Annotated in this window: 14 protein-coding genes; 4 read left to right on the top strand and 10 right to left on the bottom strand. The window is 66.2% G+C overall.

The window, feature by feature from the left end:
* Nucleotides 1–209: 209 nt before the first annotated feature.
* The 6 genes from lnt to ACW2Q0_RS16535 all read right to left on the bottom strand — a co-directional run bounded on the left by lnt (nucleotide 210) and on the right by ACW2Q0_RS16535 (nucleotide 6,349).
* A complete protein-coding gene (gene lnt / locus ACW2Q0_RS16560) occupies nucleotides 210–1,904 on the bottom strand; it encodes an apolipoprotein N-acyltransferase (protein WP_457190998.1) in 1,695 nt (564 codons plus the stop codon).
* Complete coding sequence (locus ACW2Q0_RS16555) at nucleotides 1,894–3,486, bottom strand: amidohydrolase (RefSeq protein ID WP_457190996.1); 1,593 nt, start codon at nucleotides 3,484–3,486, stop codon at nucleotides 1,894–1,896. Before ACW2Q0_RS16555 ends, lnt begins: the two co-directional genes overlap by 11 nt.
* Before the next feature lie 27 nt (nucleotides 3,487–3,513).
* A complete protein-coding gene (locus tag ACW2Q0_RS16550; protein ID WP_457190994.1) occupies nucleotides 3,514–3,765 on the bottom strand; it encodes a hypothetical protein in 252 nt (83 codons plus the stop codon).
* 120 nt (nucleotides 3,766–3,885) lie between these two features.
* Entirely contained in the window at nucleotides 3,886–4,362 is a 477-nt protein-coding gene (locus tag ACW2Q0_RS16545; protein WP_457190992.1) for an FxsA family protein, read from the bottom strand.
* 84 nt (nucleotides 4,363–4,446) lie between these two features.
* Nucleotides 4,447–5,106: a response regulator gene (locus tag ACW2Q0_RS16540; protein ID WP_457190990.1), complete on the bottom strand. Its 660-nt coding sequence runs from the start codon at nucleotides 5,104–5,106 to the stop codon at nucleotides 4,447–4,449.
* A gap of 64 nt (nucleotides 5,107–5,170) precedes the next feature.
* Nucleotides 5,171–6,349, bottom strand: coding sequence for a sensor histidine kinase (locus ACW2Q0_RS16535; RefSeq protein ID WP_457190988.1), 1,179 nt, complete (start codon nucleotides 6,347–6,349; stop codon nucleotides 5,171–5,173).
* A gap of 55 nt (nucleotides 6,350–6,404) precedes the next feature.
* Here ACW2Q0_RS16535 and ACW2Q0_RS16530 point away from each other — a divergent pair, with 55 nt between their 5' ends.
* Nucleotides 6,405–7,172: a TSUP family transporter gene (locus tag ACW2Q0_RS16530; RefSeq protein WP_457190986.1), complete on the top strand. Its 768-nt coding sequence runs from the start codon at nucleotides 6,405–6,407 to the stop codon at nucleotides 7,170–7,172.
* 4 nt (nucleotides 7,173–7,176) lie between these two features.
* On the opposite strand, the gene ACW2Q0_RS16525 is transcribed toward ACW2Q0_RS16530, so the two are convergent.
* On the bottom strand, nucleotides 7,177–7,830 hold the full coding sequence (locus ACW2Q0_RS16525; RefSeq protein ID WP_457190984.1) for a TetR/AcrR family transcriptional regulator: 654 nt from the start codon (nucleotides 7,828–7,830) through the stop codon (nucleotides 7,177–7,179).
* A 232-nt stretch (nucleotides 7,831–8,062) separates the two neighbouring features.
* On the opposite strand from ACW2Q0_RS16525, the gene ACW2Q0_RS16520 reads away from it, so the two are divergent.
* Complete coding sequence (locus ACW2Q0_RS16520; RefSeq protein ID WP_457190982.1) at nucleotides 8,063–9,592, top strand: TldD/PmbA family protein; 1,530 nt, start codon at nucleotides 8,063–8,065, stop codon at nucleotides 9,590–9,592.
* A gap of 68 nt (nucleotides 9,593–9,660) precedes the next feature.
* Nucleotides 9,661–10,992 (top strand): metallopeptidase TldD-related protein, encoded by a 1,332-nt coding sequence (locus ACW2Q0_RS16515; protein WP_457191205.1) that lies wholly within the window; start codon nucleotides 9,661–9,663, stop codon nucleotides 10,990–10,992.
* A gap of 34 nt (nucleotides 10,993–11,026) precedes the next feature.
* Here the strand turns inward: ACW2Q0_RS16515 and ACW2Q0_RS16510 are convergent, their stop codons facing one another.
* The 3 genes from ACW2Q0_RS16510 to map form a co-directional block, all read right to left on the bottom strand.
* Nucleotides 11,027–11,410 (bottom strand): PPOX class F420-dependent oxidoreductase, encoded by a 384-nt coding sequence (locus ACW2Q0_RS16510; protein ID WP_457190980.1) that lies wholly within the window; start codon nucleotides 11,408–11,410, stop codon nucleotides 11,027–11,029.
* 43 nt (nucleotides 11,411–11,453) lie between these two features.
* Nucleotides 11,454–11,600 carry a hypothetical protein gene (locus ACW2Q0_RS16505; RefSeq protein WP_457190978.1) on the bottom strand — a complete coding sequence of 49 codons (147 nt, stop codon included), beginning with the start codon at nucleotides 11,598–11,600 and terminating at the stop codon, nucleotides 11,454–11,456.
* A 276-nt stretch (nucleotides 11,601–11,876) separates the two neighbouring features.
* Nucleotides 11,877–12,644: a type I methionyl aminopeptidase gene (gene map / locus ACW2Q0_RS16500; protein WP_457190976.1), complete on the bottom strand. Its 768-nt coding sequence runs from the start codon at nucleotides 12,642–12,644 to the stop codon at nucleotides 11,877–11,879.
* 195 nt (nucleotides 12,645–12,839) lie between these two features.
* Between map and ACW2Q0_RS16495 the strand changes: the two genes are divergently transcribed.
* Entirely contained in the window at nucleotides 12,840–14,468 is a 1,629-nt protein-coding gene (locus tag ACW2Q0_RS16495) for a hypothetical protein (protein WP_457190974.1), read from the top strand.
* Nucleotides 14,469–14,473 lie beyond the last annotated feature (5 nt).

Here is a 14,473-nt window from a genome sequence, read left to right as displayed (position 1 = left end):
TCATCAGCTATTTTTCCGCAAACTAGCCAGATTTGGTAGTCAACAGCAGAAATACCGAGAAATTAACAAGCCATAAGCGATCTATTGCGACATAGCTAACTACAAGCGAACGATCGGGACGGACCGGTGGACGGTTTTGTCGGCCCGAAACAATCCAACTGCTCGGTTAGGGGAAGCCCTACACGACGCGCTCGGCAGATCTCGCCGGCTCAGCCAACCGGCTGGTCCATGGTGGCCTGGTCTTTCACGTACGTGCCGCGAAATTTTCGCCGCCGGATAGCCGCTACCACGACGGTGGTAGCGGACAGAATAACCGAGAGAAGTTCCGGTTGCGGGCCGAACCGGGTCGCCAGTGTCGTGCTGCTCCGCAGCGGCAGCTCGGCAACCAGGGCGGCGGGTAGGAACTTCGGTGTCTGCTGCTGGACCGTGCCGTCCGCGGTGATGATGGCGCTGACACCGGAGGTGGCGGCGACCACGAGGGCGCGGCCGTGTTCGACGGCGCGGATCCGGGACATGGCCAGCTGCTGATAGGTCATTTCGCTGTCGCCGAAGGTGGCGTTGTTGGTGGGCACGGTCAGTAGTTGCGCGCCCGCGTGCATGGAATCGCGGAAGGCGCGGTCGAAGGCGACCTCGTAGCAGGTCGCGACGCCGATATCGATGCCACCGCCGTAGCGACTGCTTGCCGGTCGCTCGAAAGGTTCGGCGTGTACGGTGCCGGTGCCATTCCCCGGAACGAAGTATCCGGCACGGTCGGCGTAGTCGGAGAACAGGCGGAAGAAGCCGCGCATGGGCAGGTATTCGCCGAACGGCTGGATGATCTTCTTATCGTGGCGCTCCCCCGGACCGGCCGCACCGTTCCAGACGATGACCGAATTCGTTGTCGTGCGATCGCCGTTCACCAGCACCGCGCCGACCAGGATCGGCGCTCCGATCCGCTCGGACGCCTCGGTGATCTCGGCGGCCGCGTCGGCATTGCGCAGCGGGTCGATATCGGATGAGTTCTCCGGCCAGATCACCACGTCCGGCCTGCGCGCGGTGCCCGCCGCGACCGCCCGAGCCAATTCCTCGGTGCGCCGGACATGGTTGTCCAGCACCGCACGCCGCTGGGCATTGAAGTCCAGGCCGAGCCGCGGCACGCTGCCCTGGATGGCGGCGACCGTGATCGTCCGGTCACCCTCTTGCGGGCCGGGCAGCGCGGTCCGCAGAATCGCTCCGGTAGCCGGGATGATAACCAGACCCGCCGCCGCGGCGATAATCCCGAGGCGGGTCGTGGTACCGGCGCGGCCCGGCTCGGCGGTCGACGAACCATCCGTCGGCGCGACCGTGATGCGGGTCCACAAATGCACCAGCAGTGCCGCCGCGGTGGTTCCAGTGAGCGCCACCGCGAATCCGACGAGCGGTGCGCCACCGACCATGGCCAGCGAGAGATACCACCCGTCGGCCTGCCCGAACGCCAAACGCCCCCAGGGAAATCCGCCGAACGGAAAACTCGATCGCAGCCACTCGGTGGCTGTCCATGTCAACGCCACCCACACCGGCCACCCCGGCAGCGAGAACAACAACCGCGTCGAGAGCCCGAATAGTCCTATATACAGGGAACACACTGCCGACAACGCGAGCCACGGCACCGGCCCCACGTAAATCCCGGTCCACGGCAACAGCGGCACGAAGAAACCCAGCCCCGCCAGGAACCCGTAACCGAACCCCCCAGGCAACCGCGTGGCGCCGCGCACGCTCAGGGTGAGCACCACGATCCCGATCGGAGCAAGGAACCAGAACGGCCGTGGCGGAAAGCTCCCGAAGATGAGCAGCCCCGAAACCAGCGCCGCCACCGAACGAACCAGCACCGGGTACCGCCCGAGCACGGCGCTCACGCGACCCACACCGGGTGCTTCAGGCCTCATGGATGGTGACTCCGCGGTGGACGGTACGCAGGCAGATGGGCAGGGACGCGTCGGCGTCGAGTGGCGGTAGGCCGGGGACGCGCGAACGCGGATCGGTGGACCACCGTTGGACGGTATCGGCGGGCGCGGCCACGACGGTGTCGCCGGCGTCCCAGATCGCGTAGGAGGCGGGGGCTCCCGGTACCAACGTACCCGCGACACCGTCACCGACCCCGCCCGCACGCCAGGCACCGCGGGTGGCGGCGGCGAAGGCGGCACGGGGTGAGAGGCCGTGGCCGGGGGTGCGGTGGTTGACCGCGGCGCGGACCGCCGACCAGGGGTCGAGTGCGGTAACCGGTGCGTCCGAGCCGATAGCGAGGGTGATGCCCGCCGCGGCCATGGCCGCGAAGGGATTCAGGGTGGCGGCCCGTTCGGCGCCCAGACGGGTGGCGTACATACCATCTGGACCACCCCAGGTCGCGTCGAAACCCGGTTGGACACTGGCGATTACGCCCCACGCGGCCAGTTTCGCGATCTGCTCGGCATCGATCATCTCCGCATGTTCGACGCGGTGCGCGCGGGACGCGACGGCGGGGCCGCCGAGTTCGGCGACCACCTGTTCGAATCCGGCGACCACAGCATCCATCGCAGCATCACCGATGACGTGGAATCCGGCTTGGATGCCCGCCTCCGTGCAGGCGCGCACATGCGCGGCGATCGTGTCGGCGTCGAGGTAGCCGAGGCCGGTTCCGGCGTCATCGGCGTACGGCGCACGCAATCGGGCGGTGCGCGAGCCGATCGAACCGTCCACGAACAGATCGCCGCCGAGCGCGTCCACCCCGAGTTCGGCAACCAGCGCCCGCGCCTCGTCAACGGTGCGCACCGCCTCACCCCAATAGGCGCGGACCGCCACACCATGGTCGAATTCGAGCAACTCACGAATATCGGTGCGCCCGGCGATATCCGGTCCCCCGCATTCGTGTACGGCCACGACACCGCGTGCGGCCGCCGCGTCCAGCGCCGCTTTGCGCGCCCGATCTCGTTGTGCGCGATCCAATCCCGACAGGACCGCGGTGCGCACCAGATGATGCGCGTCGGCGCGCAGGGGCGCACCACGGGTGAAACCCGCCGCGGCGGTGACTGCTGCCGTCAACAGCGCCGACGACACCACCGCCGAATGCGCGTCCACCCGTGACAGATACACCGGTCGCCCCGGCTGCACGGCAGCGTCGATCTCTTCGACTGTCGGCGGGCGACCTCCCGGCCAACCGGTCTCGTCCCAGCCGTCACCGAGGATGGCGCCGTCGGGATGCGACGCCGCGAACGCGCGCAACAGTTCCAGGCAGTGCTCGAGTGAGCGTGCCGTCGACAGATCGAGTCCGGTCAGCTTCAAGCCCAGCGCCGTCACGTGCACGTGCGGGTCGACGAACGCCGGTGCCACGAAAGCGCCATCCAGGTCGATGATCTCCGCATTCGGATGTAGCGCGCGTCCCGGTTGTTCCGCACCCAGCCACACCACGGTGCCATCGGTCACCGCCATTGCCGTCGCGTCGGGTGAACTCGAACTGTAGAAACGACCGCCGATCAGCAACTGGGTACTCACGAGACACCAGTCTGCCGTATGGCTGATTCAGTCCGTCGAGTCGGACAGCCTGCCCCGCGGCGAAGCGTCCGCGGGTTGTGCGAGCACTGCCATGACCTCCGGGTATTTCGGCGGGGCGGTACCGGGTGCGGCCCGCATACCAGCCTCCGCCGCGATCAGTTCCAGCCGCAATGCCGCAGCCGTGAATCCGGAAATCGACTGTCCCACAGCCGCCGCAGCCTGCCGAACCGCCGCTGCCAGCTCCTCACTCACCGTGACGGTGAGCTCTTCGGTCGCCATCCGGCCACCTTAGTCCTTTGCGCCGTCGCACGAAATGGGCGCGAGGGTGATTGTCGGCACGGTTTATGGAAGCAGTCCGGTGTAAGGCCGATCGGCCGCGTCTCGACCCGTAGGCAGTCGCTACGGAAGCACGGGGCGAGTCGAGGGGCGCGGGTCGTCGTACCACTCGGTGACAACCACGCCGTCGACCACATCGTCACCGTCGATGATCACGCCGCGATACGGCATCGCCGCGGCCAGACGGCTGAACCGCCGCGCCGCGAACGCGGCGACCAGCGGACGAACCAGGAACCTGGTCGGCGGCAGCAGCAGGAGCAGCCCGAACAACGAGGTGACCAGGCCCGGGATGAACATCAGGAACCCGCCCGCTGCGACGAGCGCGCCGTCCGCGACCGCGGTACCCGGATTGATCTCCCCTCGTCCGGCCCGCCGGAACTGTTCGAAGACGCGACGGCCCTGGGAGCCGATGAGCAGCATGCCCGCAGCGGACCCGGCGATGAGCAGCAGGATGGTCGGCATCACCCCGATGAGGTGGCCGACGCCGATCAGCGCGGCGATCTCGACGATGACATAGAGCACGAACAATACGGCGGGCATGGCAATCCTTTCGGACGATCTACCGGGTTCAACGTGGCAGAGTCCGATTTTTCTCCCGATCGCCGCTGATAGTGGGCTGAGATCTCAGCCGCCCGGTCGCACCAACCCGGTCTCGTAGGCCAGCACTACCGCTTGAACCCGGTCGCGCAGACCGAGCTTCGTCAGCACCCGCCCGACGTGCGTCTTGACGGTGGCCTCGGACAGGTACAACTGCTCGGCGATCTCGGCGTTCGAACGCCCGACCGCGATATGCTCCAGCACCTCACGCTCACGGGCGGTCAGTACGTCGAGTACCGCCGGATCCCGCATACCGCCCGGGTCATCGGCGATCATCCGGTCCAGCAGCCGCTTGGTCACCTTCGGCGACACCACCGCGTCGCCACCCGCGACACTCCGGATCGCCGATGCCAGATCCTCCGGTGGCGTGTCCTTCAACAGGAATCCGCTCGCGCCCGCGCGCAACGCACCCAGTACGTGTTCGTCGAGATCGAAGGTCGTCATCACCAGCACCTTGCAGCCGTCACCCGACTCGACGATGCGCTGCGTGGCCGATACCCCGTCGACGATCGGCATCCGCACATCCATCAGCACCACATCCGGGCGCAACTCGCCGGCCCGCGATATCGCGGCGGCCCCGTTCTCGGCCTCTCCGATTACCTCGATGTCCGGGTGCGCACCGAGCACCATCTTCAATCCCATGCGCATGAGTTCCTGATCGTCGACAACGAGAACGGTGATCGGCACATCCCCAATCTATCGGCCCCGTCCACCCAGTTTCGAACAGCGCGTCCTCGAAACCAGCCCGGGGCTAACCGTTTTCGTTGCCGCGCGCCAGTGGGATGGTCGCGTATACCCGCCACGAGCCATCGGATGTGCGGCCCGCGTCCAAGGTGCCGCCGAGTACGGCAATGCGTTCGCGCATGCCGACCAATCCCATACCGCCGCCGACGATCGGGCTCGCGGCCTGCTCCCGCACCGAAACCCCGCCGGAATCGGTGACTTCGACAACCACATCCGCAGCGCGGCGTTGCGCCCGCACCCATGCCTTCGGGTGCGAGCCCGCGTGCCGGAGCGTATTGGTCAGCGATTCCTGCACGATGCGGTGGATACCGAGACTCACCTCGGGGGCGATATCGTCGAGTTCCCCGGTCATTTCGAGTTCCACCGCGAGGCCGGTATCGCGCATTATCTCGACGACCTTCGCAAGCCCCGCCGTTCCGTGCTGCGGCAACTGATCCGGTGCGTGTTCGATGCGCAGCAGCGCGACGGTTCGGCGCAATTCCCGCAGGGCCTCGCGACCGGTACCCGCGATCGTGGTCAACGCCCGTTCGGCCGCATCCGGATCGCGGCGCAGCGCGTACTTCGCACCGTCGGCCTGCACAATGATCACGCTCACCGCATGGGCGACCACATCATGCAGTTCGCGCGCGATGCGGGTACGTTCGGCGGCGACGGCATCGTGCGCGCGGCGTTCCCGGTCGTAGTCGGCGACCGCGAGCCGCGCCGCCACCTCTCGGTCGTAAGCGTGGCGCGCACCGATGAACTCCGCCAGCGTCCAGCACAGCGCGTAGAACATCGCGGTGAAGATCAGATCCGAACCGGCCGGCTTGTGCAGCAAGAGAAATGAGCTGCTGCAATCGGCGATCAGTCCGAGCGCGTACCAGAGTCCTTGCTTGCGACCGACATACGCGACCAGCGTGTACAGCATGACGCCGAGCCCGAGCAGCGCGATATGGTCGGCCTGGTCCTGGGTCCCGTAGCTCACCAGCGTCGAGGCGATCGAGAGTCCGAGCATCGCGGCCGCCATCGCCCGCGGGTACAGCCGCCGAAGCGCCACAGGTCCCGGTAGCAGCACACCGATTCCCAGGTAGGCCAGCGTGCTATCAGAATTGCTCGCGCCGAGAATTTCGAGCAGCAGCAGCGTTGCGGCCAGTATCGAATCCGAGATGAGGGGCTTGCCACGAAGCCACAGACTGAACCGGCGCACGAACGTCAGCCTAGGTACGGACGAGCGTGATCCAACCGTCTGGTTGGCTGACCCGGTGGATTTTGCAGATTGGGCGGCCTTACTGACAGCCGCGACCGCCGGGGGCTGGGTGGATGCGGTGGTCGGCGGTGGCGGATTGATCATCCTCCCGACGCTGTTCCTGGTCGCACCGGGCATTGCCCCCCAGACCGCACTCGGCACCAATAAACTCGCCGCGGTCGCGGGTACCAGCGCATCGGTCGTGACGTTCGCGCGCAAAGTCCCCCTGCGGTGGCGCACGTTGCTGCCCGCGGCGGCGATCGCGGCGATCACCGCCGCGACCGGTGCGGCAGCGGTGTCGCTCATCGATCGTGATCTGTTCATCCCGGTCGTGCTGGTCGTGCTGGTCGGCGTCGCTGTCTTCGTTACGCTGCGCCCGTCGATCGGCGTTACCCTGGCCACACACGCACCGAGTCGGCGCAAGTTCGTGCTCGTGCTCGCGCTGGCTGCCGGGGTAATCGGGTTCTACGACGGACTGCTCGGCCCCGGCACCGGCACCTTCCTGATCATCACCTTCGCCACCCTGCTCGGCACCGAATTCGTGCGCGCGGCCGCGATGGCGAAGGTGATCAACTGCGGATCCAATTTCGGTGCGCTGATTTACTTCGGCGTCACCGGCCACATCATGTTCGCACTGGGCGCGGCCATGGCGGTCGGCAATATCGCGGGCGCGGTCATCGGCTCGCATATGGCATTACGCAACGGCGCGAAATTCGTACGCGTCGTCCTGCTGGTGGTGGTTATCGGCATGGTGATCCGTCTGGGCTGGCAGCAATTCGGCTGACCGATCAGTGCACGGGCCCGGCATGCATCTTGGTATTCGATGCGAGCCAGGGCTGCAGTACGCGTGAGGTCGCTTCGTGGATCTCGCGGTGCAGCCGCTCGCCATCGACTCCGGCCACCGGACTCTGGAACAGTACCGTCAGCGCACCGGAGACGGCGCCGACCACGGCGCCGACCAGTGCGGCGGCGCCGACCTCGTCCAATTCGGCGGGAAATGCCACGTGCAACTGCCGCGCGATTTCGCGCTGCGCGACCAGCTGTGCGTGCGCGGCCCGCCCGCTCACTGCGGGCACCGTGCGCGAAACCTGTGCGCGCAGTGCGGCAATGCGCGCACTCAGATCATCGACGAGGTGTTCGCCCGGATTGTCACCAGCCGCCCGCAACGCGCGCAGCAGCACCTCCACCGGCCGTTCACCAGGCCGGCGACTCGCAATCGCCGCCACCGCGGCGCGTACCCGTTCGTCCTGTTCCGGGAACAGCAACTCTTCCTTGCTTGCGAAGTAGTTGAAGAACGTTCGGGTGCCGACCTCGGCCGCGGCGGCGATATCGGCCACCGTGGTTTCCTCATAGCCTCTGCTCTCGAAAAGTTCGGCGGCTGCTTCGAGGAGGGCACGGCGGGTACGTTCTCGTTTGCGATCGCGGAGGGCGGATGGCGGCACGCGGGCACAGTACGGCATAAGCCGACTTGGGTACGGTAACCACGAGTTTCGCGCGTGCCGTGCTGGCGAACCGTGATCGAATTCGGGTGGTGCCCGACTGATCCCGGCGGGCCTGGTCCAACCCCGCACCGATGGACATTTCGCGCGACATTGCAGTCGATGCATGTCCGCAAGGTCTGCGACAGCGCGGCGGAAGCGGCGCGTACTGACCCGACCGACTAGGTTTGATCGAGTGAGCATCGCGACTTCCAAAGATGTGGACGCCGAGTTCCTCGCGTTACCACTGCACGCGCTCGCCGACGCCGCGCTGTCCGCGGCGCGCGCGGCGGGCGCGCAGCACGCCGATCTGCGGGTGCATCGGCTGGTCACCCAGTCGATCCGCCTGCGCGACGGCCGGGTCGAGGCGATCAGCAATGCCACCGACCTCGGCTTCGCCGTGCGCGTGATCGTCGACGGCACCTGGGGTTTCGCCTCGCACGCCGCGCTCACCCCGGAAACCGCGGTCGAGGTGGCACGGCGCGCGGTCACGGTGGCGACGACCCTGCGCGCCCTCAATCGTGAGCGCGTCGAACTCGCCGACGAGCCGCGATACGACGAGGCGCACTGGGTTTCGGCCTACGAGGTGGACCCGTTCACGGTGCCGACCTCCGACAAGGTCGCTGTGCTGCAGGACTATTCGGGCCGCCTGTCCGCCGCCGATGGCGTCGATCACGTCACCGCCTCGGTGCTGCAGGTCAAGGAGCAGACTTTCTACGCCGACACCGCGGGCTCCGCGATCACGCAGCAGCGGGTGCGCCTGCACCCGCAACTCGAGGCGATCACCGTGGACGCGGCGGCGGGTGTCTTCGAGACCATGCGCACCCTCGCCGCCCCGGCCGGACGCGGGTGGGAGTACGTCACCGGTGCGGACGGAGTCTGGGACTGGAGCGATGAACTCGCGCGCATCCCGGGTTGGCTGGCCGAGAAGGTGAAGGCGCCGAGTGTCGAGGCGGGTCCGACCGACCTGGTGATCGACCCGACCAACCTGTGGCTGACCATCCACGAATCCATCGGCCACGCCACCGAATACGATCGCGCCATCGGCTATGAATCGGCCTACGCGGGTACCTCGTTCGCGACCCCGGACAAGCTCGGTTCCCTGAAGTATGGCACGCCGATCATGCACGTCACCGGTGACCGCACCGAGGTGCACGGTCTGGCCTCGGTCGGCTATGACGACGAGGGCGTCGCCGGACAACGCTGGGATCTGGTGCGCGACGGCATTCTGGTCGGGTATCAACTCGACCGCGTTTTCGCCCCGCGTCTGGGCCTGGAACGCTCCAACGGGTGCTCCTACGCGGACTCGGCGCACCATGTGCCGATCCAGCGCATGGCCAATGTGTCGCTGCAACCGGATCCGGAAAACGACACCACCACTGCCGAACTCATCTCCCGGGTGGACAACGGCATCTATATCGTCGGTGATAAGTCGTGGTCGATCGATATGCAGCGCTACAACTTCCAGTTCACCGGCCAGCGGTTCTTCCGCATCCGCGACGGCAAGCTCGACGGCCAGCTGCGTGATGTCGCGTACCAGGCCACTACCACAGACTTCTGGGGTGCCATGGAAGCAGTCGGCGGACCGTCCACCTGGCGCCTCGGTGGCGCGTTCAACTGCGGTAAGGCGCAACCCGGCCAGGTCGCCGCGGTCAGTCACGGCTGCCCGTCGATCCTGGTGCGCGGCATCAACATTCTGAATACTCGGACGGAGGCGGGCCAGTGACCGAGGTGGTGATACCCGCTGGTGCGGTCGTAGAGCAGGCGCTCGCGTTGTCGCATGCGGATGAGGCGATGGTCATCGTCACCGATGCGCACGAGGCGTCACTGCGCTGGGCGGGCAACTCTATGACCACCAATGGCTCCTCGATTTCCCGGGACTGGGTGGTCGTTTCCATCTTCCGCGACGGTCCGAACTCCGCGCGCGTCGGCAGTGTGGGCTCCACCAGCGTAGACCCGGCCGAGATCGAGGCGGTGGTCCGCGCCAGCGAGACGGCGGCCCGCACCGCCGAATCAGCGAAGGATGCGATGCCGCTGCTCACGCCGGAATCGGATGGTCTGCCGGACGCCGGGAGCGAATGGGCGTCCGCACCGGGCAGCACCGGGATCGAGGTCTTCACCGATTTCGCCCGCGATCTGGCGGGCGGATTCGACGGCGCCGATCGGCTCTACGGTTTCGCGCACCACCAGATGCAGACGACGTGGCTGGGTACCTCCACAGGTATTCGCCGCCGCTTCGTACAGCCCACCGGTTCGGTGGAGATCAATGGAAAGCGCGGCGAGGGCACGGGTCTCGCGAGTGCGTGGGTCGGGGTCGGCACCGCCGACTTCACCGATGTCGACGTACCCGGGCTGCTCACCGAATTGTCGCGGCGGTTGGATTGGTCCAAGCGCCGGGTCGAGCTGCCGGCGGGTCGTTATGAAACCCTGCTGCCGCCCTCGGCGGTCGCCGACCTGATGATCTACCTGGCCTGGTCCATGGAGGGCCGTGGCGCACATGAGGGGCACAGTGCCTTCACGAAGGCGGGCGGCACCCGAATCGGTGAGCGGCTCAGCGATATTCCCTTGACGCTCTACAGCGATCCGAGTGCGGGCGGCCTCGAATACCGTCCGTTCGTCGCGACGTCGTCGTCCTCGGAATCGCTGTCGGTCTTCGACAACGGCTTACCGGTCCGGCGCGTGGACTGGCTACGCGACGGCGTCATCGCATCGCTGATCTACCCGCGTGCCACCGCCGCCGAATTCGACACTTCCCCAACGGTTCCTGGTGACAATCTGCTGCTCACCGGCGGCTCGGACGCGAGCATCGATGCGATGATCGCCGAGACCGAGCGCGGCCTACTACTCACCACGCTCTGGTACCTCCGCGAGGTCGATCCCGCCACGCTGCTGCTCACCGGACTGACCCGCGACGGCGTCTACCTCGTCGAAGACGGCGAAGTCACCGCCGCAGTCAATAATTTCCGCTTCAACGAAAGCCCCATCGATCTGCTGCGTCGCACCACCGAAGCCGGTGCCACCGAAAACACTCTCCCCCGCGAATGGAAGGACTGGTTCACCCGAACCGCAATGCCGCCCTTGCGAATCCCGGACTTCCACATGTCCTCGGTAAGCCAGGCGACCTGACCGGTGGCGGGCTCCCGTCGCGGGAGCCCGCAGACTACGCGGCCGGGGTGATCTCGAGGCCGATGCTGCCGGACTTACCGCGGCGAATACTGCTCGCGGTCACCAGAATCGGGCCGAGAAGCCAGTACTTCTTCTTGATCAGCTTGCGCACCCGTTCGGTTTCTGCGGCATCGAGCACCCGGCCGGTGCCTTCGATGACGTCACCACGCGGCTTACCCGACGGGTTGCACGGCTGGAGGGTGACGGCGGGATTGTTGCGCAGCCGCTTGACCTTCCAACTGTTGGTCTCGGTCCACACATACAGCTTGCCGTTGTCCTCAGCGGCCCAGACCGCGGTGCCGACCGGTGTGCCGTCCTTGCGAAAGGTCGTCAGCAGCACGTAGTCGGCCTTGGCGACCGCACCCAGTGTGTTCGTCATGCGGCCAGCCTATCCGCCATCGGACCCCCCCGCGCGGCCCGCATCAGTGCGACATCCGGTATTCACCCGCCTCGAGGCGCTCGAGTACGCCACCGGTCCATAGCGACAAGTTGTCGAATACGCCGCTCCACAGCTCGAGCAGATCGGTCGCATGTGGCGGCTGGTTCCGGCCGGGGAAGGTCGGGATCATGGCGTGCAGATCGTCGCGGCATTGCGGCGTTGTTCGCGCAACTGCTCGATGACGTACGCGCGAGGCGACACGTCCATGAACACGAAACCGCACCGAGGTCCTCCATATCGACGCTGACCAGCGCCGCATCCATGAGTTTGCGGGAGCGGGCCGAGACCTTACTCGCCGAGCGCCGGACCATGTCGCTCTCGGTAGCCGAACGCGCGAGCCTCGCAGCCGAGTTGCGCGCCGCCACTGATCCTCGCGGATCAGCCCTCCGAAACCGATTGCGGCAGGTTATGCGACGGCGGTCAAAACCTGCGGCCCCTCCGCTGTGATCGCGACCGTATGTTCGGAGTGCGCGGTCCGCGAACCATCCGCTGCGCGGATCGTCCAACCATCCGGATCCGTATAGATGCGGTCGGTCGTGCGCGCGAACCATGGCTCGATCGCAATGGTCAAACCGGGCCGCAGCAGATATCCGCGACCGGCACGGCCCGTATTCGGTACGTGCGGATCCTCGTGCATCGTCCGCCCGAGCCCGTGCCCGCCGAATTCGGTATTCACCGGATAGCCGTTCGCCCGCGCGACCTCCGCGATGGCGGCGGAGATATCGCCGATCCGATTGCCGGGCAACGCGACCGCGATCGCGGCCGCCAGCGCGTCCTCGGTGGCCTTGATCAGCCGCAGATCCTCCGCATCGGCGGTGCCGACGATCATGCTGGTGGCCGAATCGGCGACCCACCCATCGATGCTCAGCGCCAGATCCATGCTCAGCACGTCACCGTCGCGCAGCTCGTAATCGAACGGAAGTCCGTGCAGGACAGCATCATTCACCGACAGGCAGACCGTATTCCGGAACGGACCGCGACCGAACGAGGGCGCGTAGTCCCAGTAGCACGACTCCGCGCCGCGCTCCCGAATCCGCTGCCGCACATACTCTTCCAGTTCCAGCAGATTCACTCCGACTCGAGCAAGTACACGCAGTTGCGCCAGTATCTCGGCGACGAAGCGGCCCGCCACCCGCATGCGTTCGATCTCCCCCGGCGATTTCAACTCCACCATGCCCAACCTCCATGTCGGTATTTTAATACCGAGCATAACCGTGATCGGTATTAAAATACCAGCTACCCCGCTGACCAGGCGATGTGTTATGTTCGCGAACGCGAGAGAGCCCTGGTTTGATTCGTTGTTCGCCGCCCCGAGCGGCATGCGTTCCGCCCGATCGACTGCCCGATAGCGAACGTAGAGGAGCAAGCGATGAGCCTGCGCCACAAAGCACTCGTCGCCGCCGTCGCCCTGGCCGTGGCCCTGGCCATCCCCGCCTGCGGCAATGAGTCGACCAAGAACGCGAACCAGTCGGGCACCGCTGCGGGCCCCGCGCGCAACCCCTATCTCGCCGCCGCGACCTACGGGCTCACCCATAGCGATCCGGGCCAGTCCGACACCTTCCCCTACCAAACGCCATCGGGCGAATTCCATATCGATCCGAAGCAGCAGCAGCGCATCGCCGCGGGGCCGGTCAACATCATGACGCTCGCCGCCACCGATCCGGACCACATGTGGATCTCCTCCACTCAGGGCGTGGTCTATGTGCAGATCGGCAATGGCATGTTCCACGAAATCGCACGCGCGGACGCACCGGGGGTGACACCGCTGGCGCCGCAGGCGTTGAACGAGGTGCTCGACCAGAACTTCACCGACGTCGGCCAGGTCGAGGCCGCCGTACATAACGACTGGGGCCTCGATTGGACGCGCATCACCAATGGCGTCTACAGCCTGGTAGACAAGGACAACCGGGTCTACTACGTCACACAGAATGCGCAGATCGTCGTGTTCGGTTTGACGAATTCGAATAACCCCGAGGCGGGCGTGCGGATTCTGCGCACTCTCGATTTCAAACCCTGGCTCGGCACCGGTCCCGGTCTCGGCGGCCAACCCGAGTCCATTGTCGGCCTGAATATGACCTATGACGGCAAATTGGCCGTACTCAGCACGCGCGGGTTATCGATCATCGACCGCAGCCTGCAGGGCGAACCGCACCAGGTTCACTTCGGCGCCGACGAGGTGGTCTCCAATGCGATGGCCGTGGATGAGAATGGCGGGATCTACGCCGCGTCCGACAAGATCATGCGCAAACTCGTGTGGACGGGATCCGAACTCTCGACCGACGCCACCGATGGCGCATGGGCCGCACCCTATGATTTCGGACAGCAGCCGCCCGCGGTGAAGTTCGGCATCGGCACCGGCTCGACACCCACACTCATGGGTTACGGCAAGGACGACCGCCTCGTGGTGATCACCGACGGTGCCGACCGGATGAAACTGGTCGCATTCTGGCGCGACGCCATTCCCGACGGGTTCCAACCGAAGCCGGGTACGAAATCCCATCGGATCGCCGACCAGATCCCGGTGACGGCCGGTCTGAATCCGCCGCCCGAGTTCATCCAGAGCGAACAGTCGGTCGTGGTGGACGGCTACGGCGCATTCGTGGTCAACAATGCCCGGCCGCAAGGTGCGCCGGACCGGCTCGTCGATGTACTGGCGGGCGGTCCGGTATTCGCACCGCCGTCGGGTATCGAGCGATTCCAATGGGATCCGGCCAACCACAGTTGGTCATCGGTATGGTCACGGCCCGATGTGGTTTCGACCAGCATGGTGCCCAGCGAGAGCAGCAAGTCCGGCGTGGTTTTCGTCAACGGCTACACCAAGGCCGACGGCTGGGAGGTGACCGGCCTGGACTGGAAATCGGGAAGGCAGGTGCACCGCACCATCTTCGGCCAGAGCAATCTGGGCAATGGCGCCTACGCGATGGTCCAATTCCTCCCGAATGGGGATCTGCTGTTCAACAGCGTCGGCGGCCCCTTCCGGGTGAAGTACTACGGATGAGCTTG

Source organism: Nocardia citri (assembly GCF_054065835.1).
Note: the sequence above shows the minus strand (reverse complement) of the source record. Positions and strands in the feature narration are given on the sequence as shown.